Annotated in this window: 18 protein-coding genes; 8 read left to right on the forward strand and 10 right to left on the reverse strand. The window is 57.5% G+C overall.

The annotated features are described in order from the left end of the window. Positions 1-6 precede the first annotated feature (6 nt). The 4 genes from prfA to BIND_RS04535 form a co-directional block, all read right to left on the reverse strand. Complete coding sequence (gene prfA / locus BIND_RS04520) at positions 7-1083, reverse strand: peptide chain release factor 1 (RefSeq protein ID WP_012383895.1); 1077 nt, start codon at positions 1081-1083, stop codon at positions 7-9. A gap of 263 nt (positions 1084-1346) precedes the next feature. Then, positions 1347-3614 carry a phosphoenolpyruvate--protein phosphotransferase gene (gene ptsP, locus BIND_RS04525; RefSeq protein WP_012383896.1) on the reverse strand — a complete coding sequence of 756 codons (2268 nt, stop codon included), beginning with the start codon at positions 3612-3614 and terminating at the stop codon, positions 1347-1349. A 275-nt stretch (positions 3615-3889) separates the two neighbouring features. Further along, positions 3890-5125 (reverse strand): aspartate kinase, encoded by a 1236-nt coding sequence (locus BIND_RS04530; protein ID WP_012383897.1) that lies wholly within the window; start codon positions 5123-5125, stop codon positions 3890-3892. Positions 5126-5324: 199 nt separating this feature from the next. Then, entirely contained in the window at positions 5325-5633 is a 309-nt protein-coding gene (locus BIND_RS04535; protein WP_012383898.1) for a GlsB/YeaQ/YmgE family stress response membrane protein, read from the reverse strand. Between the two features lie 254 nt (positions 5634-5887). On the opposite strand from BIND_RS04535, the gene BIND_RS04545 reads away from it, so the two are divergent. The 3 genes from BIND_RS04545 to BIND_RS04555 are packed head-to-tail and all read left to right on the forward strand — an operon-like array spanning position 5888 to position 10060. Beyond that, on the forward strand, positions 5888-6184 hold the full coding sequence (locus BIND_RS04545) for an FAD assembly factor SdhE (protein ID WP_012383899.1): 297 nt from the start codon (positions 5888-5890) through the stop codon (positions 6182-6184). 38 nt (positions 6185-6222) lie between these two features. Continuing rightward, entirely contained in the window at positions 6223-9744 is a 3522-nt protein-coding gene (gene mfd, locus BIND_RS04550) for a transcription-repair coupling factor (RefSeq protein WP_012383900.1), read from the forward strand. 4 nt (positions 9745-9748) lie between these two features. Next, on the forward strand, positions 9749-10060 hold the full coding sequence (locus BIND_RS04555) for a hypothetical protein (RefSeq protein WP_012383901.1): 312 nt from the start codon (positions 9749-9751) through the stop codon (positions 10058-10060). Between the two features lie 87 nt (positions 10061-10147). Here BIND_RS04555 and BIND_RS04560 read toward each other — a convergent pair whose 3' ends face one another. Further along, positions 10148-12166, reverse strand: coding sequence for an AAA family ATPase (locus BIND_RS04560; protein WP_012383902.1), 2019 nt, complete (start codon positions 12164-12166; stop codon positions 10148-10150). Between the two features lie 273 nt (positions 12167-12439). Here BIND_RS04560 and BIND_RS04565 point away from each other — a divergent pair, with 273 nt between their 5' ends. The 3 genes from BIND_RS04565 (at position 12440) to BIND_RS04575 (ending at position 15198) form a co-directional block, all read left to right on the forward strand. Next, complete coding sequence (locus BIND_RS04565; protein ID WP_280110006.1) at positions 12440-13075, forward strand: YoaK family protein; 636 nt, start codon at positions 12440-12442, stop codon at positions 13073-13075. 215 nt (positions 13076-13290) lie between these two features. Beyond that, entirely contained in the window at positions 13291-13524 is a 234-nt protein-coding gene (locus tag BIND_RS04570; protein ID WP_012383904.1) for a hypothetical protein, read from the forward strand. Between the two features lie 360 nt (positions 13525-13884). Next, entirely contained in the window at positions 13885-15198 is a 1314-nt protein-coding gene (locus tag BIND_RS04575; protein WP_012383905.1) for a TAXI family TRAP transporter solute-binding subunit, read from the forward strand. 13 nt (positions 15199-15211) lie between these two features. Here the strand turns inward: BIND_RS04575 and BIND_RS04580 are convergent, their stop codons facing one another. The 4 genes from BIND_RS04580 to BIND_RS21775 form a co-directional block, all read right to left on the reverse strand. Continuing rightward, on the reverse strand, positions 15212-15793 hold the full coding sequence (locus tag BIND_RS04580; RefSeq protein WP_012383906.1) for a TetR/AcrR family transcriptional regulator: 582 nt from the start codon (positions 15791-15793) through the stop codon (positions 15212-15214). Positions 15794-15934: 141 nt separating this feature from the next. Beyond that, positions 15935-19123, reverse strand: coding sequence for an efflux RND transporter permease subunit (locus BIND_RS04585; protein WP_012383907.1), 3189 nt, complete (start codon positions 19121-19123; stop codon positions 15935-15937). Between the two features lie 122 nt (positions 19124-19245). Continuing rightward, positions 19246-20511: an efflux RND transporter periplasmic adaptor subunit gene (locus BIND_RS04590; protein WP_158304355.1), complete on the reverse strand. Its 1266-nt coding sequence runs from the start codon at positions 20509-20511 to the stop codon at positions 19246-19248. 202 nt (positions 20512-20713) lie between these two features. Beyond that, positions 20714-20863, reverse strand: coding sequence for a hypothetical protein (locus tag BIND_RS21775; RefSeq protein WP_012383909.1), 150 nt, complete (start codon positions 20861-20863; stop codon positions 20714-20716). A gap of 230 nt (positions 20864-21093) precedes the next feature. On the opposite strand from BIND_RS21775, the gene BIND_RS04595 reads away from it, so the two are divergent. Both BIND_RS04595 and BIND_RS04600 read left to right on the forward strand, forming a co-directional pair. Beyond that, a complete protein-coding gene (locus tag BIND_RS04595) occupies positions 21094-22101 on the forward strand; it encodes an ABC transporter substrate-binding protein (protein WP_012383910.1) in 1008 nt (335 codons plus the stop codon). A 46-nt stretch (positions 22102-22147) separates the two neighbouring features. Next, positions 22148-23245: an alkene reductase gene (locus tag BIND_RS04600; RefSeq protein ID WP_012383911.1), complete on the forward strand. Its 1098-nt coding sequence runs from the start codon at positions 22148-22150 to the stop codon at positions 23243-23245. 93 nt (positions 23246-23338) lie between these two features. Here the strand turns inward: BIND_RS04600 and BIND_RS04605 are convergent, their stop codons facing one another. Continuing rightward, positions 23339-24664, reverse strand: coding sequence for an LLM class flavin-dependent oxidoreductase (locus BIND_RS04605; RefSeq protein ID WP_012383912.1), 1326 nt, complete (start codon positions 24662-24664; stop codon positions 23339-23341). Between the last annotated feature and the right edge of the window lie 148 nt (positions 24665-24812).

Raw genomic sequence — 24812 nt, forward strand, 5'->3', positions numbered from 1 at the left:
AAGTCTTCACGCCCCCTCGCTCGCGGCGAGTTGGGCAGCTTGATAATCGGTGATCAAGGCGTCGATCACCTCATCGAGCGCCTCGCCGGTCATCACTTTGTCAAGCTTGTAGAGCGTCAGATTGATACGGTGATCCGTCAGCCGGCCTTGTGGGAAATTATAGGTGCGGATGCGTTCTGAACGATCACCCGAACCGACCTGGGCCTTGCGGTCAGCAGCCCTTTCCGCCTCCAGTTGTTGCCGTTTGGCGTCATAAATGCGCGAGCGCAAAAGTGACATGGCGCGGGCGCGGTTCTTGTGCTGGGAGCGTTCGTCCTGGACGAAAATCACAGTGCCTGTCGGCAGATGCGTGATGCGGATCGCCGATTCGGTCTTGTTGACATGCTGGCCGCCGGCGCCTTGCGCGCGCATCGTATCGATCTTCAAATCCGCCTCGTTGATCTCTACATCGACTTCTTCGGCCTGCGGGAGGACGGCGACGGTCGCGGCTGAGGTATGGATCCGGCCCTGTGTCTCCGTATCGGGCACGCGCTGGACGCGATGCGTCCCGGATTCGAATTTCAACTTGGCGAAGACGCCCTTGCCGGTAATCTCGGCGACAATTTCCTTGTAACCGCCCGCTGTCCCTTCGCTCACAGATAGGATTTCGACGCCCCAGCCCTTGGCCTCGGCGTAGCGCTGATACATGCGAAACAGATCGCCGGCGAAAAGCGCCGCTTCATCGCCGCCTGTGCCGGCGCGAATTTCGAGAATGGCGCTTTTTTCATCATCCGCGTCCTTGGGCAGCAGAGCGATCCGCAAATGCTGTTCGAAAGCGCCGAGCCTTTGCCGCGCATCCTGCAATTCTTCTTCGGCGAGCGCCAGCAATTCGGGCTCTGTCGCGGGATCGGCCAGCATGGCTTCCATGCCGGATATTTCGGTCATTTCATCGCGATAGGCGCGAATGGCCTGCGCCACTTCATCAAGCCCCGCCAATTCGCGTGACAGGGATACGAAAGTCGCCGCATCGGGATTTTCCGTCAGGCGCGCGGAAATTTCCTCGTGGCGACGCAGGATGAGATCGAGCTTGTCTTGCGGCAGCATGGGTTCGGGCGAAAGAGAAAGGAAAAGGGAAAGCCGCCTTTAAACCAAGGCGTCGCGGGAGCGATCCTTGGTTCCTTCCCGCATTTTTCGCTTTTTTAGCGGCATAAGCGACAATGCGGAAATGATTCAACGGTCATGGATACGAAATTGCTCTTATAGACTATTTTGCGTGGAAAAGGATTCCATATTCTTCTTTAAAATCATGAAAATATCAAAAGGCGAGGCGGTTAGGCCCTGGATCGGTGAAGCCAGGGCCGAACAGGTTAAATAGGAATTTCCTCTTCCTCGGCGAAGCGTTTCAGCCTTTCGCGCAGTGAGGCGCTAGCGCCCTGGTCGGCTTCGAGCCAGGAATGAACGCTTGCCTCGAGTTTGCCGAGATCGAGGGCGAGCGTCATGGCTTTGACCGGGCCGATGGCCGCGGCTGACATGGACAGGCCGCGATAACCCAGCCCCATCAGGGCCATGGCTTCAAGTGGACGGCCTCCCATCTCACCGCACAAGGTCACGCTCGTGCCATGCGCCGCAGCCTTGTCGACGATGAGCTTCAAGGCGCGCAAAATCGGTACGGAAAGACAGTCGAAACGACCTGCCACCCGCTTATTGTCACGATCGGCGGCGAAGAGATATTGCACCAGATCATTGGAGCCGACGGAGAGAAAATCGACCTTCGGACAAAGCTCGTCGAGTTGCCACAAGAGCGACGGCACTTCCACCATGACGCCGAGTTCGAGCTTTGACGGTATGGGATGGTTATGACGGGCGAGATGCAGCAATTCGCGCGCGACCATGGTTTTGGCGCGATCGAGCTCCTCGATCATGGCGATCATCGGGAACATGATGCGCAGGGGACGGCCGTCGGCGGCGCGCAAAAGGGCGCGCAATTGCGAGCGCAGCAGCACGGGGCGATCGAGGCCGATGCGGATGGCCCGCCAGCCCAGCGCCGGATTTTCCTCCTGCACCTGGGCCATATAGGGCAGCACCTTGTCAGAACCGATATCGAGCGTGCGAAAAGTGAGCGCCCGATCTCCAACGGCATCGAGCGCCGTGCGGTAAAGATCTTCCTGCTCGCTCAGGCGGGGGAATCTGGCCGCCACCATGAATTGCAATTCGGTGCGAAACAGGCCGACGGAAAGTGCCCCCGTTTCCGCGACATGCTGAAGATCGACCAACAGGCCCGCGTTCATATGCAGATCGATCTTCACGCCATCCCGCGTGACGGCCGGCACGGCGCGCAGCTTGTGATATTGCTCCTGGCGTCTGGCGCGCAGACGCGCCTTTTCCGCATAAGCATGTTCGATGTCATGGGGCGGCCGCACATGGACGTCACCCGTGCTGCCGTCGAGAATGAGGGCGTCATTGGGTTCGACGAAATCGGTGATATTGGCGACATCGCCGACCATGGCGATGCCAAGCGCGCGGGCGACGATCGCCACATGGCTTGAAGCGCCGCCATCCTCGAGCACAAGGCCGCGCAATTTTGTGCGATCATATTCGAGCAAAGCGGCGGCGCCCATGGATCGCGCGACGATGATCGCATGATCGGGCAGATTGGCATGTTCCGGCACAAAATTCTGGCCGGTCAACTGATGCAGGAGCCGATTGGCGAGATCGTCGAGATCGTGCAGGCGCTCGCGCAGATACGGCTCTGTACGCCTTTGCAGCTTGGCACGGGCGTCATTCTGCACCCGTTCGACGGCCGCCTCTGCCGTCAGGCCGCTCGAAATTGCCTCGCGCAGGCGGCGCAGCCAACCACGATCATGCGCGAACATGCGAAAGGTTTCGAGCACGTCGCGATGTTCGCCAGGCCCGATATTGCCGCTTTCGATCAGCCGGTCGATCGAGTCACGCAGAGCGTTGATGGCGGTATCGAGCCGCGCAATTTCTGCCTTGGTGTCCTCGGCGATCAGCTGTTTGACGATGATCCGCGGCTCGTGCAGGACGACACGGCCGAGGGCGACACCATCGGCGACAGGAGTCCCCTTGATCGCCAGCGGGCGGCGCAAGGCAATATCCTGGCCGGGTGGAACCAAGGATTGCAGCTGGCCGGAGGCGATCATCTCGGCGAGCAGCATGGCGGTCGTCTGCAGCGCCTCGATTTCCTCCTCGGAATAAGTGCGGCGCGCCTTGTTCTGCACCACCAGAACGCCGAGCGTATTGCCGCCGCGCAGGATCGGCACGCCGAGGAAGGAGGAATAGATCTCCTCGCCGGTTTCCGGCCGGTAGAGGAAGGAGGGATGTTGCTGCGCGTCGGACAGCGCCAGGGCTTCGGCGGTTTCGGCGATCCGGCCGACGAGACCTTCTCCGGTATGGATCAGGGTCAAGTGAACCGCTTCCGGCTTCAAACCTTCCGTGGCGTAAAGTTCCAGGCTCCCATCGGCGCGAAGCACGTAAACCGAGCAGACCTCGGCGACCATATTGGCGGCGATATGCGTGACGATTTTGTCGAGCTGGGCCTGCGGGCTGATCGATTCCGCCATGACTTCGCGGAGCCGACGCAAGAGCAGACGTGGGCCACCGAGAGCGCCATACATAGCCGTTTCCTGTTCAGCCCCGGGGGGCCCATATTGCGGCATCGGTCGGCCAGCCTTGGGGCATAAGTCGTCATTGGTTTGTTTTTAAAGGCGAAACCAATGCAGCTCTGATCTTGAGCCTCAGCGCTCTCGCAAGAGGCGCTCAGGCAGGCGGAAGGCGACCGGGCCTTTTCGTTGCTTCGGTCGGTTTAAGCAAGGCAAACTCCGGACCGCAAGCAGGAAATGCAGCTAAAAACAAAGAGTTTTTGCTGCGCTGCACCAAAACGCAAAGTGAATCAAGGCTGATCAAGACCATAGAGGGTATGCAAGGTCCGTACCGCCAATTCAGTATAGGCCGCCTCGATGAGGATTGAAAATTTGATCTCCGAGGTCGTGATCGCCCGAATATTGATCCCCTTGTCGGAAAGAGCCTTGAAGGCGCGCGCGGCAACGCCCGCGTGGCTGCGCATGCCGACCCCGATGGCCGAGACCTTCACCATATCGGTGGTGCCTTGCAGATTCGAAAAGCCGATCTGCGATTGTGCCTTATAGAGAATCTGCTGGGCGCGCTCGAATTCCGTTCCTGGCACGGTGAAGGTAATATCCGTCGCATGATCAGCCGAGGCGACCTGGATGATCATGTCGACATTGATATTGGCCTCGGCGAGAGGCATGAAAATGGCTGCGGCAACGCCCGGATGATCGCTCACGCGGCGCAGGGTGATCTGCGCCTCGTCACGCGAAAAAGCGATGCCCGTGACGACTTGTTGCTCCACAATATCCTCCTCATCGCAGATCAGCGTGCCGGGCCTTGGGGTTTCGGGATCGTCGAAGGACGAGCGCACAAAGGTTTTGACTTTGTGCAGCATGGCGAGCTCGACCGAGCGGACCTGCAGCACTTTGGCTCCGAGCGACGCCATTTCGAGCATTTCCTCGAAGGCGATCTTGTCGAGCCGTTTGGCCTTGGGCACGACGCGCGGATCGGTCGTATAGACGCCATCGACATCGGTATAAATGTCACACCTCTCGGCGCCGATCGCCGCTGCGACCGCCACGGCGCTCGTATCCGAGCCGCCGCGCCCGAGCGTGGTGATTCTCTGTGTCGGTTCGTGGATGCCCTGGAACCCGGTAATGACGGCGATTTCCTGACGGGCCTCGAAGCCCTCGATCAGATTCTTGCCGTCGATGGACACGATTCGCGCCGCGGCATGGGCATCGGAGGTGTGGATCGGCACCTGCCATCCCTGCCAGGACCGCGCCGGAAGACCCATATCGCGCAAAACAAGGGCGAGAAGCCCCGCCGTGACCTGTTCGCCAGAGGCGACGACCGCATCATATTCGCTCGGATCGTAGAGGGGGGAGGCCTCCTTGCACCAGCCGACGAGCTCATTGGTCTTGCCGGACATGGCCGATACAACCACGGCAATGTCGAAACCCGCCTTGCGTTCCCGCAGCACATGCCGCGCCACATTCCGGATACGGTCGATCGTCGCGACCGACGTGCCGCCAAATTTCATAACGAGACGGGGCATCGGACTCCGTACTGATTCAGGATCAAAGAAAACAGGAAAAGGAAGCCAGGCAAGGGGCCAATGGCTTCCGTCAGTGTGCGGCCTATATAGGAAGCGCGCGGTTTGGCCAAGGTCTGTTAATTTTTTACATCACAGGGAGACAGCTGGCCCGGATTAGGGCTAGTCGTTTCTCTCGAAACCCTCTTGGCCTTCTCTGGCGTCAAAGCCAGCGTCTGGGGCCTTCTCCGGGCGGTGTGCCACCATTGCCATAAAGGCGCTTGGCGATGAAGCCCCAGATGAACAGCACGATGATCGCCCCGACCGTGGCGCCGACGAAACTCGCTCCCTGGTCCAGACGATACCAGCCAACCAATTGACCGAGCTGCGTCGCGACGAAGGCGCCGGCAATACCGAGCGCGACAGTCAGGATGAAGCCCGAAGGCTTATGCTCACCAGGACCAATCCAGCGAGCGATCATGCCGGCGACAAAGCCGATGATGATGATCCATAAAATCCCTAGAACACTCATGAACAGAATCCTTGATGTTCAATGACGCGCCTCGACGTCGAGGAACGCCCCATCAGGCTTAGCAGTTGCATAGCTCATGCAGAAAAACCTGTTCCCTGCAAGACGTGGCAGAAACATGAGATTTTGGGGAACAAATCCGATGAAGGGATTGGGTTAAGAATTTCCGATTTTTCGGATAGACTCATTGGCAAATTCCAGGATCATCGCACCGCCGAACGACCCGTTCGGCGCGATCTTCGTTGAAAGGAACGCCGATGTCCGGCATGCAGCCGCAAGCGACCCATCTTGACACCCGCCGCCGCCGTATTCAATTTCGCGCCTGGCATCGCGGCATGCGGGAGATGGATCTCCTGCTCGGTGGTTTCGTCGATTCCGAACTTGCCAAGCTGAGCGATGCCGAACTCGACGATCTCGAACATTTGATGGACGCGCTCGACCGCGATCTTTTCACTTGGCTCACCGGCGAGGTGGCGCTGCCCGCCGATTATGATACGCCGATGTTTCACAAGATCCTGGCTTTCCATACGCATTCTAGTCCGATTCACCTTTGAGCGGTCCGCTGCCCCTCACTTTGCCGGTTTTTTGACAAGTGACCGATTTCAAACGCGCCGTCGCCGAACTCGCTAAGGGCGGCTCCCTGACTTTGGCTTCCGTGGCCGATGGCTACGACGCCTTTTGCCTCGCCGATCTGATTCATGCCTGTGCCCGTGCCGGCGAGGAACGCTCCGTGGTGCTGGTGCATGTGGCGCGTGACAGCACGCGGGCGCGGGCCTTTGGCGAGGCTCTGGCCTTTGCGGCGCCGGATGTCGAAATCCTCGACCTGCCGTCCTGGGATTGCCAGCCTTATGACCGCGTCTCGCCAAACGCGGCGATTGCCGCCAAACGGATGATGGTGCTGGCGCGTCTCGCCCGTTCGCGCTCCTCCCTGGAACGGCCGCGCATTCTCTCGACCACCGTCAATGCCTTGGTCCAGCGCTTGCCGCCCTTGCGCTTCATCGCCGCCAATACTTTTTCAGCCGCGCCCGGCAATGCCGTCGCGCTCGATGGCCTTGCGGCCTGGCTCGAGACCAATGGCTTTGCACGGTCCTCGACCGTGCGGGATACCGGCGAATATGCAGTGCGCGGCGGCATTGTCGATCTTTACGCGCCCGGCATGGCGCAGCCGGTCCGGCTCGATTTCTTTGGCGATACGCTGGAATCCATCCGTTCCTTCGATCCGGAAACCCAGCGCACCATTGGCCAATTGCGCGCGCTCGATCTTGTGCCGATGAGCGAGGTGCAACTGACCACCGAGACGATCCGCCATTTCCGCCAGGCCTATGTCGCGCGTTTCAATGCGCAGACGCGCGGCGATACGCTTTATGAGACGATCAGCGAGGGACGAAGGCACCCAGGCTGCGAACATTGGCTGCCTCTGTTCTACGACCATCTCGATACATTGTTCGATTATGTCGGCGGCGCGCCTTTCGTACTCGATCCGCAGGCCGAGGAAGCGGCGAAACAACGGCTCGCGCAGATCAAGGATTATTATGAGGCCCGCAAATCGGCCTATGACGCCGACCCGGCCCATGTGGCCTATAAGCCTCTGCCGCCCGATGCACTTTATCAGACGCCGGAGCAATGGGGCAAAACGCTGTCCCTCACCAGCCTCGTGCGCATTTCGCCCTTCGCCGTGCCGCCGGATTCTTCGCGCGGCCCTGTCGTTGATCTGAATTCCAAACCCGGACGCAGTTTCGCCGCCGAGCGGGCCGATCCCGAGGCCAATGTGTTCGAGGCCGCGCTGACCCATGTGCGGGCCCTGCAAGGCGCGGGCAAGCGCGTGATCCTCGCCGCCTGGACGGATGGCTCGCGTGAGCGGCTTGCCCATGTCATGGCCGATCATGGCCTCAAGGATCAGGAAACAATTTCCTCCTTCACCCAGGCGCAGGCGCTGAAACCCTCCACCGTGGCGCTCGGCGTCATCGGCCTGGAACAGGGTTTTGAGGCGGAAGGGCTTGCCGTCGTCGGCGAGCAGGACATTCTGGGCGACAGGATCGTGCAGACGCGCCGCAAAGTCCGCCGCGCCCAGGATTTCTTGAGCGAGGTCGCCTCGTTGCAGGCGGGCGATCTGGTGGTCCATGTCGAACATGGCATCGGCCGGTTCATTGGCTTGCAGACCATCGAGGCGGCGGGCGTGCGCCATGATTGCCTGGAACTGCATTATGCCGAAGGCACAAAGCTTTTCCTGCCCGTCGAAAATCTCGAATTACTTTCGCGCTATGGCTCGGAAGAATCCGATGTCCCGCTTGACCGTCTCGGCGGTGGCGCCTGGCAGAAGCGCAAGGCGCGGATGCGCCGGCATATTCTCGAAATGGCCTCTGGTCTCATCAAGGTTGCCGCCGCGCGCGAGACAAGGGAAGCGCCGAAACTGGTGCCACCCGAAGGGCTCTATGCCGAATTCTGTTCAGGTTTCCCTTACGAGGAAACCGAGGACCAGCAGGCCACCATCGACTCGGTTCTGGAGGATCTTTCCTCGGGCAAGCCGATGGACCGCCTTGTCTGCGGAGATGTCGGTTTCGGCAAGACGGAAGTGGCGCTCCGCGCCGCCTTCGACACGGCGATCAATGGCAAACAAGTCGCCGTCATCGTGCCGACGACTCTCTTGGCCCGCCAGCATTACAAGAATTTTTCAGCCCGTTTCGCGCATCTGCCGGTCACAGTCGCGCAAATGTCGCGCATGGTCTCCGCCGCCGATCTCAAAGCCGCCAAGGCAGGCATTTCCTCGGGCAATGTCGATATTATCGTCGGCACTCATGCCGTGCTGGGCAAGGGGATCACGTTCAAGGATCTCGGCCTCGTCATCATCGACGAGGAACAGCATTTTGGGGTCAAGCACAAGGAACGCCTAAAGGAACTCCGCGCCGAAGTGCATGTGCTGACCCTTTCGGCAACGCCGATCCCGCGCACGCTGCAGCTCGCCATGACCGGCGTGCGTGATCTCTCGATCATCGCCACGCCGCCGGTCGATCGTCTGGCCGTGCGTACCTTCATTTCGCCCTTCGATGATCTTTTGGTCCGCGAAGCTCTGTTGCGCGAGCGTTATCGCGGCGGGCAGAGTTTTTATGTCGCCCCGCGCATCGAAGATCTCGAGGATGTCGCGACATACCTGCGCACCCATGTGCCGGAGGTCAAATTCGTGGTCGCGCATGGACAAATGGCGGCGACCGAGCTCGAAGATAAAATGGCCGCCTTCTATGAGGGCAAATATGATGTGCTGCTCTCAACCGCCATTGTCGAATCCGGTCTCGATATTCCAACCGCTAACACTTTGATCGTGCATCGCGCCGATATGTTCGGCCTTGCCGCGCTCTATCAATTGCGTGGCCGCGTTGGCCGCTCGAAAATCCGCGCTTACGCGCTCTTCACTGTGCCGCCGAATAAGACCCTGACGCCACAGGCCGAGCGGCGGCTGAAAGTGCTGTCCTCGCTCGACACGTTGGGTGCGGGCTTCCAGCTTGCCAGCCACGATCTCGATATTCGCGGCGCCGGCAATCTGCTCGGCGATGCGCAATCGGGCCATATCAAGGAAGTCGGCTATGAACTCTATCAGCAAATGTTGCAGGAGGCGGTCGAGGCCCTGAAGTCGGGCATAGAGGCGCCGGTCGAGGAAGCCTGGTCGCCGACCATCACGCTCGGCACGCCGGTCACGATTCCAGAAGATTATGTGCCCGATCTGCAATTGCGTCTGACGCTCTATCGCCGCCTCTCGACCATCGAAAGCGAGGCGGAAATCGAAAGTTTCGCCGCCGAAATGATCGACCGTTTTGGGCCCATGCCGAAGGAGGTCGAGCAATTGATGCAGCTCGTCGCCATCAAACTATTGTGCCGCAAGGCGCATGTGGAAAAAGTGGATGCGGGCCCCAAGGGCGTCATCATCGGCTTCCGCGACAATGCTTTCGCCAATCCGCAAGGGCTTGTTCGCTATGTCGCGCAGCAAGGGTCTGAGGCCAAGGTGCGCGCGGATATGAAGATCGTCTTCTCCCGCGATTTCGCCAATCCCAATGTCAGGCTGGAAGGCACGAAACAGCTCGTGCGCACACTCGCGGCCATAGCCATGAAACAGGCGGCATGACACTATGCCGCGCCGTTACACGCTCGAAGAGGAACGATTGTTTGCGCGGCTCTATGAGCTGAACAAAGCCGTCGAGATTCTGTGTGATCACAAACATGGCGCATACTTCGAGACGATCATCAAAGTGACGGCGGAATTCGGCATGAGTGTCGAAGCGGCTCTGTCACCCAAAATCGCCGAAACGATGCGTGCCGGCCTGCCGTTGCTGGAAGAGGGTATGGATGGCAAACCGGTGCGCCGGCTGAAGTTTTTTGATGGGCGGTTTACGCTGGAATGGCCCTATGTGAAGCATGCTTTGGGGAAGGGCGGGGTGTGAGGCTATCACATAGCGCTATTCAAATTACTCAATTTTCAGATGGCCATTAGCGGTGGATCGCATCAAATGCGCGATACTTCACTGCTTTTACTCAATATGAGCAGATGAAATCTCTTGAAAGATATCTCGTATAACAGCCGGGCAGAAGCCTGGGTAGTCAAGAAGAATAGTGTTTACCATTTTCCTTACAAGGTGTCCTCTGTTTTTAGTATAACGCTTCAGTGATGGGAATTTATCCGCGAGAATTGTCTCGAGGTCGTGTCCACTCATCGTTGTGTAGCTATTTTTGACTTCAATCTTCTGGCCACTAATGTATGTGTTCAATCGCTTATTTGAATCGTCGCCTGGCAGTACAAGGACATCTTGGACCGTGTCGGCGAGAGCCTGTAGCTCCGTCCCATTCAGTGTATCGAGGTTTGAGTATGAACGGACTTGCCTATCTGCTGGAGCGCCATCTCGGATTAACAGAAACGAGATCAGGAGAGGGTCCAGAAGCACATTCTCTAATGTATAGTGGGTGCCGCTTGCCAGTACCTTGATACGCTGATCTGGAGTGGCTGTGCCATCCCAATCGATGAGCCCAAAGACTGACTGGTTGCCTTTCCCAGCCAAGTTTTGAACTATGTTCGTGACAATGGTGCATCCAGCGTTGATTTCATTGTTGTCCTTGATCCTCATTCCGGTTGAAATAAAATTCAACTCACGGGGCATATTTAGGCGGGTTTTTATTAGGGTATAGATAGTTTCATATATTGCAGCATCTGTATCGCTTTCGACGAAAACTTGGCGGCGCCCGGAAAAGTCTATGGAGAGTATCGGCACGCCGTAGGTTAACCCATTCAAGGCCTTCTGCTTCGAAATTTTTTGTGGCTGGGATGTTCCGGGAACCTTTTGGAAAAGAGATTCCTCATCTGCGAGGGCGACTGTCGTTGGCGAATGTGTCGTGAGGATGCACTTGATCCCTAGTTTTTGTACTAACCCATCGCTTATGCCTTTCAGCCAGCGGTACGCCATCTCAGGGTGGAGCGATGCATCCATTTCATCAAGGAGTAAAAGCCGCGGGCGGATGATGCTGATCCGCAATGGATCAAACGGGAATAATGAAAGGGCAAATCGAAGCAACACCTTCTCGCCTGACGACAGTGCACCGAACTGAACCGTAGCACCAGTGTCTGTCCGCTCAAGAGAAAAAGTATAGGGTTGGGAAAGCTCGAGAGCGGGCGCTGTTACGCGGTAGGCAAGCCCAAAGCTTTGAATAAATTCGGATACTAGCTCCCAGGGCGGATGTCCATAGTGTTCCCTGAACGCATTGTCGCTGAGTCCATTTGAAGTCCCGTTGCGTCGGTCTGCACATGTATAGAGATCGTTTTGTGCCATGGCATCACGATAGCGAGCGATGACCAACGAAATCTGTGGTTCGAAAATGCTGAAACCACCCCAGCAATTGCGGCTGAGTACTTGCATCTTTGTAACCTCGAGCGGCGAAATCCTAAGAATCTCTGCTACGTCTTTCACCAGCAACCGCAGCGCATGTAGATCGGCATCTAATGGATGTCCGGGTTGTGTCAAATGGATCGTCAGTTTTGATTGCGCATCGTCAAAAGCTTCCTTTATTTCCAATGCTTTGCGCGATCCAACAGTTATTCCGGCTTTTGTGAGGATCGCGTCGTAACCGAATTGCCAAGGATCTTCTTCGGAACTCAGATAGGATGATATAGGGCATCCAAGTGCATTTTCGAGATTTGAGAGACTGTCTGCGAGCACAGTCTTCCGGAGGATATCAAAATTCAAGAGTCGGTGATTCAATTGGTGATTTGGATTATGGCCACCCGCGATCGAGCTAAGAACAGCCCCAGAAAAAATATCAGCAGTAATAAATGAGTTTTCGATGCGGACGATTGACCCAGGAGGAATTGTGGCTGGGTGACCAGCATGGAACCCAGGAAGGGAAGGAAATAAGTCCGTCTCTGCTGCTCCAATCTCGATTGCTTGCAGCAAATGGCTCTTTCCACTACCGTTCAGGCCGACGAGGATAGTTAAATCAGGAAGTTCGACCTCATCAAATGGCTGGATCGAAAGATGCGGCCGGACTACTTTAAGTTTCATAGCGTCTCTCTGTTTATGCGTCAGCAAATACAAGATCAACGTTAAGATTCTAGCCGCAATCAATATGAAGATTCTTAACGTTGATTAACCGGAAATCTCCGAAATTCTTGTAACGGCTGTGATTCTTTTGGAATCTAAATTAGATCAAAGGATATAAAGCCCTTATCAAATATCTATCTTTACAGAGAATAGGAGAGTCACACAATCTGCCTATCCACAACAAACCAGCCTCATAGTTTCGTCATCGCCTTCAAACAAGTCACCCTTCTCGGCATAGTCGCCGGATACATCGATGTCATCGGCTATCTCGATCTTAGCATCTATACAGGCGCTATGACGGGCAATACGGCGCAGCTCGGAATCGAGCTCGCGCGCGGCAACTGGCATATTGTCACCACCATCGGTCTTGTGCTTGTGGCCTTCTTTTGCGGCGGCATTGTTTCGAGCATCATCCGGCGCATGATGCAGCCGCCTGTTCTTGAACTTCTCTTGATGGCGCTTTTGCTTCTGGTCGCGCAAGTCCTGCGTCTCGCGCAAAATGTCTCGCTGCGATGGGAATTGGTGCTTCTCGCCATGGCGGCGGCGATGCAGGGCGAAACCATTTCCCGCTTTTCTGGCGTTGCTTTGCAAACGATCGTCATCACCAATAATCTTCTGAAATGCGCGAAAGCCTTCGTGGATTATTGCGCGGAACATCTCTGCGGCGCTCCCAGGCAAGGCAAGGGCGTGCATTGGGCGGAAAGTGCTCTGCCGGGCATGGCTTGGGTTTCCTATGCCATTGGCGCCGTGAGCGCGGCGCTTATCGTGGCGCGCAGCGATTATCCGCTGATCGTGCCGATGATCCTGCTCGGCCTTGTCATTGGATTCACTCTTGCCTTCGAGCGCGGGCAGGCTGGCAAATCGGAATAATCGACGCGTCTCTGGCTCGCAAAGAGAACCACAAAATCTGGCCAAAAAGCCGCAAAAGCTCCCTCTCGATCCATCCTTGCCCTTTTCGAGACGAAACCTCTCATCTTTGGGGCTCACGAAACGGTGACACCCGCACTATCTTGCACCTGAATTCAAGGCTCCTATTTTGTCATTGAACAGTCATCAAACTGTCATAAAAGAAAAAGGAGCAAGACATGACTTTGGGAAAATCCCTCATCCTGGCGGCAATGGTTTCGGCTGGCCTGACCAGCGCCGGCTGGGCGAAATCCCAGCACGAGCCGCATGCGCGGCATCATCATGCGGCTCCTATCTATGTCGCGCCGGATGGCATGAGCGATCATTCGGCCACTGGGACGCACCCTTATCGGGCTGGCGAAGGCTCCGCCACCAATGATAATCTGGACATTGGCAATAGCGGTCCCAATTGAGGCTGAATGCTTTTCAGCATGAGTCTCCGTCATGGCGAGCATCGCTTGTTGAATCGGAAACGGGAGAGGCGCTCCAAATTTTCATGAACGCATCAAACCGAAAAGCGGGTGCCCGCTTTTCGGTTTGATGTTGTCGGGTGAACGATCAATTTGGCCGGGCGTGCGGCGCCGCCGCCCTCAATAAACCAAAATAAATCAATGCAGCCGGCGCATTCTCTTTAATCCTTGGCAACCTCGCTGCCGGATCATGCGTTTTCAGGCGCGGCGCGGCAGATCTCAATGTCCTTGCTTTTGCTGGGAACGGCGGGCAAGGTGCTGTCGTGATGACCTGACGTGGTCTTGCTGAGGGAGGCGGGCCAGATGTTCGGATCGCGATGGTCCTGGCTGTTGGCGGGGTCGGTCGCCATTGGCTTGCTGCTGGTCGCGTCGATTGTGGCCGCCGTCTATTTCCTGAAACCGCATGCGACCTTGTACGTCACGACCGGACCCGCCGGGAGTGCCGCGGACGCTTTCATGCAGGCTTTCGTCAAAGTGACGACAAGCGAGCATCCGCGGATTCAGTTCACGCTCGTCCCGGTTCCGGATCTGGCGGCCAGTTCCAAGGCGATCGAGGATCATCAAGTCAACCTTGCCATTGTCCGCAGTGATGTATCCCCGCCCGCGAATGGAATGACCATCGCGATTCTGCGACGCGCCGCCGTCGCCTTCGTCCTGCCGCCAAAATCCCCCATCGACACGATCACAAAGCTCTACGGCAAGACGGTCGGTATCCCGCAAGGGTTCATTCAGGAGAATAATGCGCAAGCTCTCGATACAATATTAAGTTACTATAATATTTCGCCTACAGCCGTGAAACGGGTTTTCCTCGCACGGGAGGAGATCGGCGAGGCCGTTCAACAAAAGCGTGTCAATGCGGTTCTGGCCATTGGCCCTGTTGGTCCGGGGGAAGTGGTTGATGCCGTCTCCGCGATCGCCAGGGCAACCAAGGGCACGCCGGGCATTCTTGCCATTGACGAGGCGGAAGCCATCGCCAAACGGTTTCCCGGCTTCGAATCGCTTGATGTTCCAGCCGGCGCTTTCAGAGCCAAACCAGCAACGCCGAATGATCAGGTGACGACGCTCGCTGTCACTTATCGGTTTGTCGTTCCAGATACGATGCTCAATGTCGTGGCCGGGGCCCTTGCCCGATCGATCTTCGCGACAAAGGCCAAACTCATGGCTCTAAGCCCTCTCGCCAATGAAATCGAAGCGCCCGATCCCGATAGTAAAAGCCCGATCTTGCCTATTCATCCAGGTGTCACCGCTTATCTGAGCAGCGGAGAGCAAAGCTTTTTCGAGGAGTTTCAGAGCTATATTTATATTGGGACCATGATTGCGAGCGTGCTCGGCTCTGCGTTTGCCATTATCAGCGGGCGGCTGAGCAGTCAAAAATCCGACGCTGCCATGCAACAAATCACCCGGCTGATCGAAATCGCCGATCAAGCCGCGAGTGCCGAGCTGGCAGGGCTTGATGCCTTGGAGAAGGAATTCAACCAAATCGTGGCATCGCTTCTGACCCAGCATGCCGTGGATACAGGCGGGTCGAGCGCTTTTTCCGTTGCCATCGATCATACACGCCATGCCATCGAACACCGCCGCCAGATCTTGGAACCAAGGTCGCCGCAGAGCGCGTGATCGCAACGGACCATCAACTCGGCCAGGCATGCAGCGCCGTCGCCACGACCTCCTGTAAATCCTTGCGCGTGACGCCAGCCATCGCTTGCACGCAAAGACCAATGGCCAGCGTCATGACGAAACGGGCGAAGGCAGCGGGATCGACCGCCATGGGGAAATCACCCTCATCACGCGCGCGGCCAAGACGTTGGCGGAGCAGGGTTTCATCCAAGACGCGGCGTGCGGTCAATTCCTTGCGGATCGATTCACTCGCCTCGGAACAGACCAGTGCGCCATTGATGCCGAGAGACCCCGCCGGTGTTTGCTGGCCTGTGGCGATTTTCACATAACCATCCAGCAAGGTTTCGACGACAAGGCGTGCCTTGGGTTCAGCCAAAGCCTTGGCGATGAAACGCATATAGGTTTGATAATAGCGGTCCAGCGCCTTGCGGAACAATTCTTCCTTGTTGCCGAAGGCGGCATAGAGGCTCGGCTTGGTAATGCCGAGCGCCTCCGTCAGATCGGCGAGAGAGGTCCCCTCATAGCCGTTGCGCCAGAACAGGGCGAGCGCCCGGTCGAGGGCCTCGTCGAGATCGAATTCCCGAGGGCGTCCCATTATTTTCGCATGCTTCGTTCAGCATGCCTCCTTTTCGCCTGATCGTTATGCGATAAATGCATAGCTTCATCGCATTCTCTTTGTAATGCCTGACCCGGTCTCAAGTCACCGGGTCGAAGGTATGAAAAGGCCGTGACCAGTTTACTCCGCTGCGCTGGCGCTGGCCACGGCCTCCTGCCGCGCTTTGCCGTGCCCGAAGGGAGAGGAGAGCCGGCGCGCCGCGACATAGAAGATGGGCGTGAAGATAAGGCCGAAGAAGGTCACGCCCAACATGCCGAAGAAGACGGCGGTGCCGAGCGATTGGCGCATTTCCGCGCCGGCGCCGCTCGCCATCACCAGGGGCAACACACCGAGGATGAAGGCGAGCGAGGTCATCAGAATCGGCCGTAATCGTGTCCGCGCCGCCTGAACCGCGGCGTCTTTTGTTGTGGCGCCATCATCTTCCGCCTGTTTGGCGAATTCGACGATCAGAATGGCGTTTTTCGCGGCCAATCCAACGAGAACGACAAAGCCGATCTGCGCCAGAATATCGATCGCCATGCCGCGCATCATCAATCCCGTGACGGCGGCAAGCAGACACATGGGCACGATGAGAATGACCGAGAGCGGCAGCTTCCAGCTTTCATATTGCGCAGCAAGCACGAGAAAGACGAACAGGATCGAGGCGCCGAAAATCAGCAAGGTCGAAGTGCCAGCCACTTTCTGCTGATAGGCGATTTCCGTCCATTCATAGCCAAAGCCTGCAGGCAAATGCTCTTGTGCCAGACGCTCTATGGTTGCGAGAGCGGTGCCGGTGGAAACGCCTGGAGCCGCCGCGCCCATGATTTCCGCATTGGGGAACAGATTGTAACGCGGCACGCGATAGGGGGCTGTCTGCGGCTTGAATGTGGCGACCGTGCCAATCGGCACCATGGCCCCTTGGGCATTGCGGGTGCGCAGCCGGGCAATATCGTCGATATCGCGGCGGAAGCGTCCATCGGCCTGGGCGATGACTTCGTAGGTACGGCCGAGATAATTGAAATCATTGATATAGGCAGAGCCCAGATAGACTTGCAGCGCCTCGAAAACCCGCTCCGGCGTGACGCCGACCTTTTGCGCCTTGGCGCGATCGATATCGGCATAGACAGACGGTGTGCGCGTATTGAACAAAGTGAAGACGCCGGCAAAGGCAGGCGATTGATTGGCGGCGGCGACCAGATCCTGGGCGGCGGCCTCGAGCGCCGCCGAACCCAGGCCCTGGCGATCCTGCACCATGAGCTTGAAGCCGCCGGCGGTGCCGATGCCCTGGACAGGCGGCGGCGCGATCGAGAGGATGAAGGCGTCCTGGACCGCGGCCAGTTTCTGGCGCAGTTCCGCGAGAATGGCGACGCCCGTCTGCCCCTTGGCGTGCCGCTCCTCGAAAGGATCGAGCACGGCGAAAATGGTGCCGGCATTGGACGCATTGGTGAAGGTCGTCGCATCGAGCGCCGAGAAGGGCACGACATGGGCGACGCCGGGGGTTGCAAGGATCAGGTCAGTCGCCTGGCGCAAAACCGCTTCTGTGCGATCGAGGGAAGCGCCTGGCGGCAGTTGCAGAATATTGATGAGATAGCCTTGATCCTGCTCCGGCACGAAGCCGGTCGGCGCGCGGCTGAACTGCCAGCCGGTGAGGCCGATCAAGCCGGCATAGACGATCAGCACCATGGCCGAGAGGCGGATCAAGCGTGATGTCGCGCGGCCATAAGTGTTGGAAAGCCAGTCGAAGCCGCGATTGAAAAGGTTGAAAAAGCCCTGAATCAGCCGCGCGGGTCCAAAACCCTTGGCATGATGGTCATGCTCTTGTGTATGCGGACGCAGGAGAAGCGCGCAAAGCGCCGGGCTCAAGGTCAGCGAGACGAGGCAGGAGATGATTGTCGAGGCCGCAATGGTCACAGCGAATTGCCGGAAGAAGGCGCCGCTGATGCCGGAAATGAAGGCCGAGGGAATGAACACGGCGCAGAGCGTCAAGGCGATGGCGATCAAAGCGCCACCGACTTCATCCATGGTCAGGTGCGCGGCCTCGCGCGGGGATAGCCCCTTTTGCAAATTGCGCTCGACATTTTCGACCACGACAATGGCATCATCGACCACGATGCCAACCGCGAGGACGAGACCGAACAAGGACAGATTGTTCAGCGAGAAACCGAGTGCGGCGAGAATGGCGAAAGTGCCGATCAAGGAAATCGGAATGGCGACGATCGGAATGATCGAGGCCCGCCAGGTTTGCAGGAAGAGAATGACGACCACGACAACAAGCGCGATAGCCTCGATGATCGTATGCAGAACTTCATGCACGGATTGTTCGATGAAGCGTGTCGGATCATAGACGACATCGTAAGCGAGCCCGGGCGGGAAATCGCGAGCAAGTTCATCCATGGTGGCGCGGACGCGGTTCGCGGTTTCCAGCGCGTTGGAACCGGGCTGCTGATAGACAGGAATCGGCACGGCATTGCGTCCGTCGAGGAAGCCATTGGCGCCGTAATCCTGGGCGCCGACCTCGACCCGGCCCACGTCCTTCACACGTGTCAAACGGCCTTGTTCATCCGATTTGATGATGATCTCGGCGAATTCCTCCGGCTTTGTCAGCCGGCCCAGCGTCTGCACATTCAATTGGAACGCGGCCGCGGAGGGCAGCGGCGGTTGGTTGAGAATGCCGGCTGAGACCTGGACATTCTGTGCCTGCAAGGCGGAGACGACCTCGCCGGCGGTCAGGCCATAGGCCGCGACCTTGTCGGGATCGAGCCAGATCCGCATCGAATAATCGCGGCTGCCGAACACTTGCACATCGCCAATGCCTTCAAGTCGCGACAGCACGTCGCGAACATGGAGCGTGGCATAGTTCGACATATAGAGCTGATCACGCGAGCCATCCGGAGAAAAGAGATGGACGAGGATCAGAATGTCCGGGGTGGTTTTGCGCACTGTCACGCCGAGCCTTTGCACCTCTTGCGGCAGGCGCGGCAGAGCGATGGAGACACGGTTCTGGGTCAGGACCTGGGCGGTGTCGAGATTGGTGCCGATCTTGAAGGTGATGGTGATGACGAGCTTGCCGTCGCCGGTCGCCTGGCTGCTCATATAGAGCATGTTTTCGACGCCGTTGATCTGTTGTTCGAGCGGTGTCGCGACCGTGCGGCTGACAACATCCGCCGAGGCGCCGGGATAGGTCGCGGTGATCTGCACCGTCGGCGGCACGATCTCGGGATATTCAGCGACGGGCAAAGTGAAATAGGCGCCAAGCCCGATGATGGTGATGAACAGGCTCAGAACCGTCGCGAAAATCGGGCGGTCGATGAAGAAATGGGACAAACGCATGGGTCGCCCTCGTACCAATGGTCGCAGATAGCGAGCGTGAATTTCTTTCTCGAATTGTTACTTTTTAAGCATAAGCAAAAATTCGAGAGTGCCCTGTCGGTTATTCTTGATGACCGATGGCGTTACAATTTCGCTGCGGCTTCGATCGTGCCGGGCACGGCGGTAACCTTGGAGCCGGGACGCGCGCGGATGAGGCCGTTGATGATCACTTGATCGTTGGGGGCAAGACCCTCGTTGATCACGCGCAAACCATCGACGAGGGGGCCGGTCTTCACCACTTTGGGGACGACGCTTTTGTCATCGGCGACCGTCATCACGATTTCACGCGATTGATCGGCGCCAAGAGCGGCGGCGGGCACGAGCAGCATGGGCTTGGGGGTGCCGATCGGCACGCGCAGACGGGCAAACTGGCCGGGAGTGAGGGCGAGATCGGGATTGGGGATGGTGGCACGCGCGCGCAAAGTACCGCTCGAGCGCTCGACAGCATTGTCTAGAAAGGTGAGCTGGCCCTTGTAAATCGTGCCTTCTTCATCATCGAGAATGACATCGATCGTGGGGGCCAACGTATCCGAGCCTTGAGCCTTGGCGGCGTGTTGATAGGCGCGGTAATCGTTCTCGCTCATGTCGAAATCGAGATAGATCGGATCGAGCGAAACGAGAGTGGTGAGGAGGTTGGTGCCGCCAGTCGCCCCTCCGCCGGCGCCGCCATTGATGAGGCTGCCGACCGAGACGCGGCGGGAGCTGATCTTGCCATCGAAGGGGGCGGTGATCCGCGTGAATTCCAGATTGAGTTCCGCCGCGTGAACGGCGGCCTGAGCTTGATCGACCGCGGCCTGGGCGCCACGTTGCTGCTGGTTTCTCTGATCGACCGTTTGCGTGGTGGCATATTCACGCCGCTTCAATTCCTGCGCGCGCCAGATTTCCTGGTTCGCGAGATCGAGTTGGGCGACAGCCGTGCGATAGGACGCTTTCGCCTGCTCATATTGGATTTGATAGGGGCGCGGATCGATGACGAAGAGAAGATCGCCTTTATGGACGTTCTGGCCGTCCTTGAAATGATATTCAGTGAGATAGCCCGAAACCTGCGCCCGGATCTCGACGAAATCGATGGCCGATAATTGCCCGAGGAAGCCGGTCGTGGGGGCAAGCGTCTTTTGCAGCGGATGGCTCACTGTGACCGTTGGCGCGGGCGGAGCCGCTAAAGCCGGGGCGCTGCTCTGGGATTTGTAATAAACATAGGCAAGCGCGCCACCGCCCAGGACAAGAACGGCGAGCAGAGCCGAAGTTCTCCTTGAAGTCTTGCTGGCGCCCTCGCTGCGCGGCAGCGCGGGGTCACGCAGAACCCGTCGCTCGAGCCCGTCGATCGATGCTTCTTGCTGAATGGTCATGAGCCGTGCCCGCTGACATGCCTGGTTGGGGACAATGAGGCTCCCGCTACGGCATGAAAAATGATTGGCCGATCCGATCCGATTTTCGCCGTGGCGCATCCCGCGCCAAAGGTTAACTACCGACCGGTATAAAAGCAGGGTGCCTTGAGCGCCCATCCTTGTCAATCGTTTTATTCCGGTTGGTATGGAATTATTTTCTGGCTCAGCCGAGGCTGCCAGCGGAACGCTTCGCCAGCCATTTGTGCCGAAAAGCTTCCATGACGAAATCGAGGAAGGCGCGTGTCTTGGCGGCGGCAAGGCCTGATTGGCACAGGCGGATCCTGTTCCCCGCCGATCGAGAAGGGTAGGACATCCGGCGCTATGTCCTGACGAGCACTCTCACTCATAATTTCGTAAATTTTGCAGACCGGCCTTAATGGGCGGGGGCGGGTGACGGAGATCTCATCCGTTACTTTTTATCGAGGTGATATGTTACGTAACTTAATTGATGGAAATTATGATCTATAATAATCTCATGCGATAATGTCCGGCCATAAGGTGGCTTGGCGAGAGAGACCTGGCAAGAGAGAATGGATCGCGCGCATGGCTTTCTGGAAACTGTCGCATTCATCTTGTGCAAGCCGTTTTCGCCGCGCCTTGCTGCTTGTGCTTAGTGTCATTTGCATAGGTTCAGTGTTTTCCCATGCGGTTTTGGCCGAGGATCGGCCGGTCCTGCGCATTGGTGATCAACGTGGCGCGATCAAGGCGCTTTTGAAGGTCGCCGGTGAATTGGACCAGATACCCTATCGGCTCGAATGGTCGATTTTCCCCGTCGGCGCCCCCTTGGTCGAAGCGATAGCCGCCAATGCGCTCGATTTCGGCTATGTCGGTGATGCAACCGCTACTTTCGCACTTGCGGGTCATGCGCCGATCAAGACCATCAATGTCTGGCGTTTTCATGGATTTGGCGCGGCGCTCATCGTGCCCGAAAAGTCCTCCATTCACAAACTTGCTGATCTGAAGGCCAAGAAGATCGCTCTGGTGCGTGGCTCGCCCGCTCATCTTCTCGTCGCGGCGGCCTTCAAACAGGCAGGCATTCCCTTATCAGAGACCCATCTCATCAATCTGACGGTGGCGGATGCCAAGGCTGCCTTGGCATCCGGCAGTGTCGATGCCTGGGCGATATGGGATCCCTTTATTGCCGCCGCTGAACTCAATGATCATGCGCGCGTCATTCTCTCCTCGCAAGGCATTATCGATGAAGTCCTATGCGGCGTTGCGAGCGATCGCGCGATTGCCACGAAACGGGCTCAGCTTCTCGATTTCATCGCGCGGGTGCAGCGCGCCCATGCCTGGGCCGATTCCCATATTCCTGATTATGCGCGTGTCTATGCCGATGACACGGGTGTATCCTATGAGGTGGCGCTGAAAACTATTGAGCGGATGAAGGTTGTCGTGACACAAGCGGTCGAGGATCAAGATATTGCCGTACACCAGAAGGTGGCCGATCTTTATTTCGAGCTCGGGATCATCCCGGCTCATCTTGATGTTACGCAAGCCTATGATCGCAGCTTCGTAGTGGGTGAGGCTGGCGCGTCGCGCAGTCCTTGATCTGTATGCATGAAGGACATGTTCAAAACAGAGAGGAGGATGGTGCATGAGTCTAGGTGAAAATCTGTTCGAACCGGGCCGGATCGGTGATCTCGTTCTTCCCAATCGTCTTGTCATGGCGCCGCTTGGGCGGGCGCGGTCCGATCTTGCAACGCGTGCGCCTTTGGAAAGGGTCGCGACTTATTACGGGCAGCGTGCCAGCGCCGGATTGATTGTTTCCGAGGCGACACATGTCTCTCCGTTCAGTGTCAGCCGCCCGGGTGGGTCGGCGATTCATACACAGGCGCAGATCGCGGGCTGGAAACAGGTCACCAAAACTGTGCATCGGCAGGGCGGGCGGATTTTCCAGCAATTGTTTCATCTCGGCCGCAAGGCGCATGTGGAACGCTTGCCAGATAATCGGATACCGATTGCGCCTTCCGCCATTGCGGCCATTGGTGACGTGCCCGTAGCGGGGGGCCTGGCGCCTTTTCCTGTTCCGCGTGCATTGGAAACGGGAGAGATTCAAGGGATTATTGATGAATTCCACTTGGCGGCAGTCAATTCCCGCGCCGCCGATTTCGACGGCGTCGAGATCCATGCGGCCAATGGTTATCTGATCGATCAATTCCTGCGCGATCGATCCAATCGGCGACAGGATCTCTATGGGGGTTCCATCGAGAACCGCGCGCGCTTTCTGCTTGCGATCGTCGATGCGGCGGTGAATGTTTTTGGAGCCAGCCGGGTCGGCGTGAGAATTTCTCCGCATTTCACGCAAGATGGAATTGACGATTCAAATCCTGCCTCGCTCTATGGTTATGTCGCGCAAGAACTCGATCGCCGCAGGATCGCCTATCTGCATGTGATCGAGCCGGATACGATCGCGCCGCCGGAGCGGATCGCACCCCATTTACGCACGCATTATTCCGGTGCCTTGATCCTGTGCGGCGAGTTTACGCATGAGAGTGGTGAGCGCGCGTTAACCGAAAGACGCGCGGATTTCATCGCCTTTGGCCGGTTGTACATCGCTAATCCAGATCTCGTCGCCCGTTTTCGTTTGCAGGCGCCGCTCAATGCGCCGGACCCCGCGACTTTCTATAGTGGCGGCGATGAAGGTTATATTGATTATCCGAGCCTGACGCCGGCGCTCGCCGAAGTGAGCTGACTCTATCAACTGCGGCGGGGCGATCCAGACGCCCCGCTCTGTTCTTGTCTCTCCAGCTCTCCCGTGGAAGTCGTGGAGTTGCTCTGGTGAAATTTAAGCAAAAAAACGATTATGTGGTCGCGGCAGTCCCAGATGGTCGCGCAAGGTCTGTCCCTCATACTCGATCCGGAAAATTCCGCGCCGCTGTAATTCTGGCACAACGCGTTCGATGAAATCGTCGAGTCCTTCTGGAAGATAGGGGAACATGATGTTGAAACCATCGGATCCCTCTTCGCGAAGCCATTGTTCCATGGCATCGGCGATCATCGTGGGGGTGCCGACAAAGGCGAGACCGGCATAGCTGCCAGCCTTTTGCGCCAGTTGGCGGATGGTCAGATTCTTGGTTCGAGCCGCCTCGACGAGTCTCGCTCGCGCGCTGCGGCTCGCATTGGTCTCGGGGATTTCTGGTAGAGGACCGTCTGGGTCATAGCCGGAAACATCATGGCCCAGCATGCCATTCAAGGAGGCTATACCACTGTCATAATCCACCAGACTATCGAGATGGGCGCGCTTGGCTTGCGCCTCTTCGATGCTGTCGCCAACGACCACAAATGCGGCGGGAAGGATTTTGAGATGATCGGGGTCGCGGCCGATGGTCCGCATACGGCCTTTGACATCGGCATAAAATGCTTGCGCGGCGGCTAGCGTCGATTCCGCGGCAAAGACCACTTCGGCAACTTCTGCTGCGAGCTGACGTCCGGCTTCGGAGGAGCCAGCCTGAACGATGACCGGCCAGCCCTGGACAGGACGGGCAATATTCAGGGGGCCGCGCACGTCCAGGCTTGGTCCATGATGATCGAGGATATGCATTTTCGAAGGGTCGAAATAGATGCCGGCCTCGACATCGCGAATGAAAGCGTCGTCGGCAAAACTATCCCAAAGGCCTGTCACGACATCGTAGAACTCTCGCGCGCGAATATAGCGTGCGTCATGATCCATATGGTCTTTGTAGCCGAAATTCAGGGCCGCGTCCGGATTGGCAGTGGTGACGATATTCCAGCCGGCGCGGCCATTGCTCAAATGATCGAGCGAGGCAAAACGGCGGGCGATATGATAGGGCGTCTCAAAAGTGGTTGAAGCCGTCGCCACAAGCCCGATCCTTTCGGTGATCGCGGCCAAAGCTGAAAGCAGGGTAAAGGGCTCGAACGAAGTGACCGTATGACTTCGTTTCAGGGCCTTGAGCGGCATGTCGAGTACGGCGAGATGATCGGCCATAAAAAAAGCATCAAACTTCGCCGCTTCGAGTTTCAGAGCGAAATGTTTCAGATGCGAAAAATTGAAATTGGCATCGGGATAGGCGCCCGGATAACGCCAAGCGCCCGTATGAATGCTGATGGGACGCATGAAAGCGCCAAGATGCAATTGGCGTTGATCGCTCATCGGCATATCCTTTCAATCACCAAGGCGCATGGGCCACACATTTCATTCACTGTAAACAGGAATGCTGGCCATGGGCCTCTCTTATCGTCCAATGCATAGATAATTAATAGACTTAATTTAATTCAAGTTATGCTGCAGTAAAGATTAG

Source organism: Beijerinckia indica subsp. indica ATCC 9039 (assembly GCF_000019845.1).
In the GTDB taxonomy this organism is placed as follows: domain Bacteria; phylum Pseudomonadota; class Alphaproteobacteria; order Rhizobiales; family Beijerinckiaceae; genus Beijerinckia; species Beijerinckia indica.

What these genes read in the sequence shown, in the direction of transcription:
- BIND_RS04535 (WP_012383898.1), bottom strand. Translation starts at nt 5,633, where the DNA reads ATGAGTGTTCTAGGGATTTTATGGATCATCATCATCGGCTTTGTCGCC.
- BIND_RS04605 (WP_012383912.1), bottom strand. Translation starts at nt 24,664, where the DNA reads ATGAGCGATCAACGCCAATTGCATCTTGGCGCTTTCATGCGTCCCATC.
- BIND_RS04585 (WP_012383907.1), bottom strand. Translation starts at nt 19,123, where the DNA reads ATGCGTTTGTCCCATTTCTTCATCGACCGCCCGATTTTCGCGACGGTT.
- BIND_RS04555 (WP_012383901.1), top strand. Translation starts at nt 9,749, where the DNA reads ATGCCGCGCCGTTACACGCTCGAAGAGGAACGATTGTTTGCGCGGCTC.
- BIND_RS04600 (WP_012383911.1), top strand. Translation starts at nt 22,148, where the DNA reads ATGAGTCTAGGTGAAAATCTGTTCGAACCGGGCCGGATCGGTGATCTC.
- BIND_RS04545 (WP_012383899.1), top strand. Translation starts at nt 5,888, where the DNA reads ATGTCCGGCATGCAGCCGCAAGCGACCCATCTTGACACCCGCCGCCGC.
- prfA (WP_012383895.1), bottom strand. Translation starts at nt 1,083, where the DNA reads ATGCTGCCGCAAGACAAGCTCGATCTCATCCTGCGTCGCCACGAGGAA.
- BIND_RS04530 (WP_012383897.1), bottom strand. Translation starts at nt 5,125, where the DNA reads ATGCCCCGTCTCGTTATGAAATTTGGCGGCACGTCGGTCGCGACGATC.
- ptsP (WP_012383896.1), bottom strand. Translation starts at nt 3,614, where the DNA reads ATGTATGGCGCTCTCGGTGGCCCACGTCTGCTCTTGCGTCGGCTCCGC.
- BIND_RS04570 (WP_012383904.1), top strand. Translation starts at nt 13,291, where the DNA reads ATGACTTTGGGAAAATCCCTCATCCTGGCGGCAATGGTTTCGGCTGGC.
- BIND_RS04590 (WP_158304355.1), bottom strand. Translation starts at nt 20,511, where the DNA reads ATGACCATTCAGCAAGAAGCATCGATCGACGGGCTCGAGCGACGGGTT.
- BIND_RS21775 (WP_012383909.1), bottom strand. Translation starts at nt 20,863, where the DNA reads ATGTCCTACCCTTCTCGATCGGCGGGGAACAGGATCCGCCTGTGCCAA.
- BIND_RS04560 (WP_012383902.1), bottom strand. Translation starts at nt 12,166, where the DNA reads ATGAAACTTAAAGTAGTCCGGCCGCATCTTTCGATCCAGCCATTTGAT.
- BIND_RS04575 (WP_012383905.1), top strand. Translation starts at nt 13,885, where the DNA reads ATGTTCGGATCGCGATGGTCCTGGCTGTTGGCGGGGTCGGTCGCCATT.
- BIND_RS04595 (WP_012383910.1), top strand. Translation starts at nt 21,094, where the DNA reads ATGGCTTTCTGGAAACTGTCGCATTCATCTTGTGCAAGCCGTTTTCGC.
- BIND_RS04580 (WP_012383906.1), bottom strand. Translation starts at nt 15,793, where the DNA reads ATGGGACGCCCTCGGGAATTCGATCTCGACGAGGCCCTCGACCGGGCG.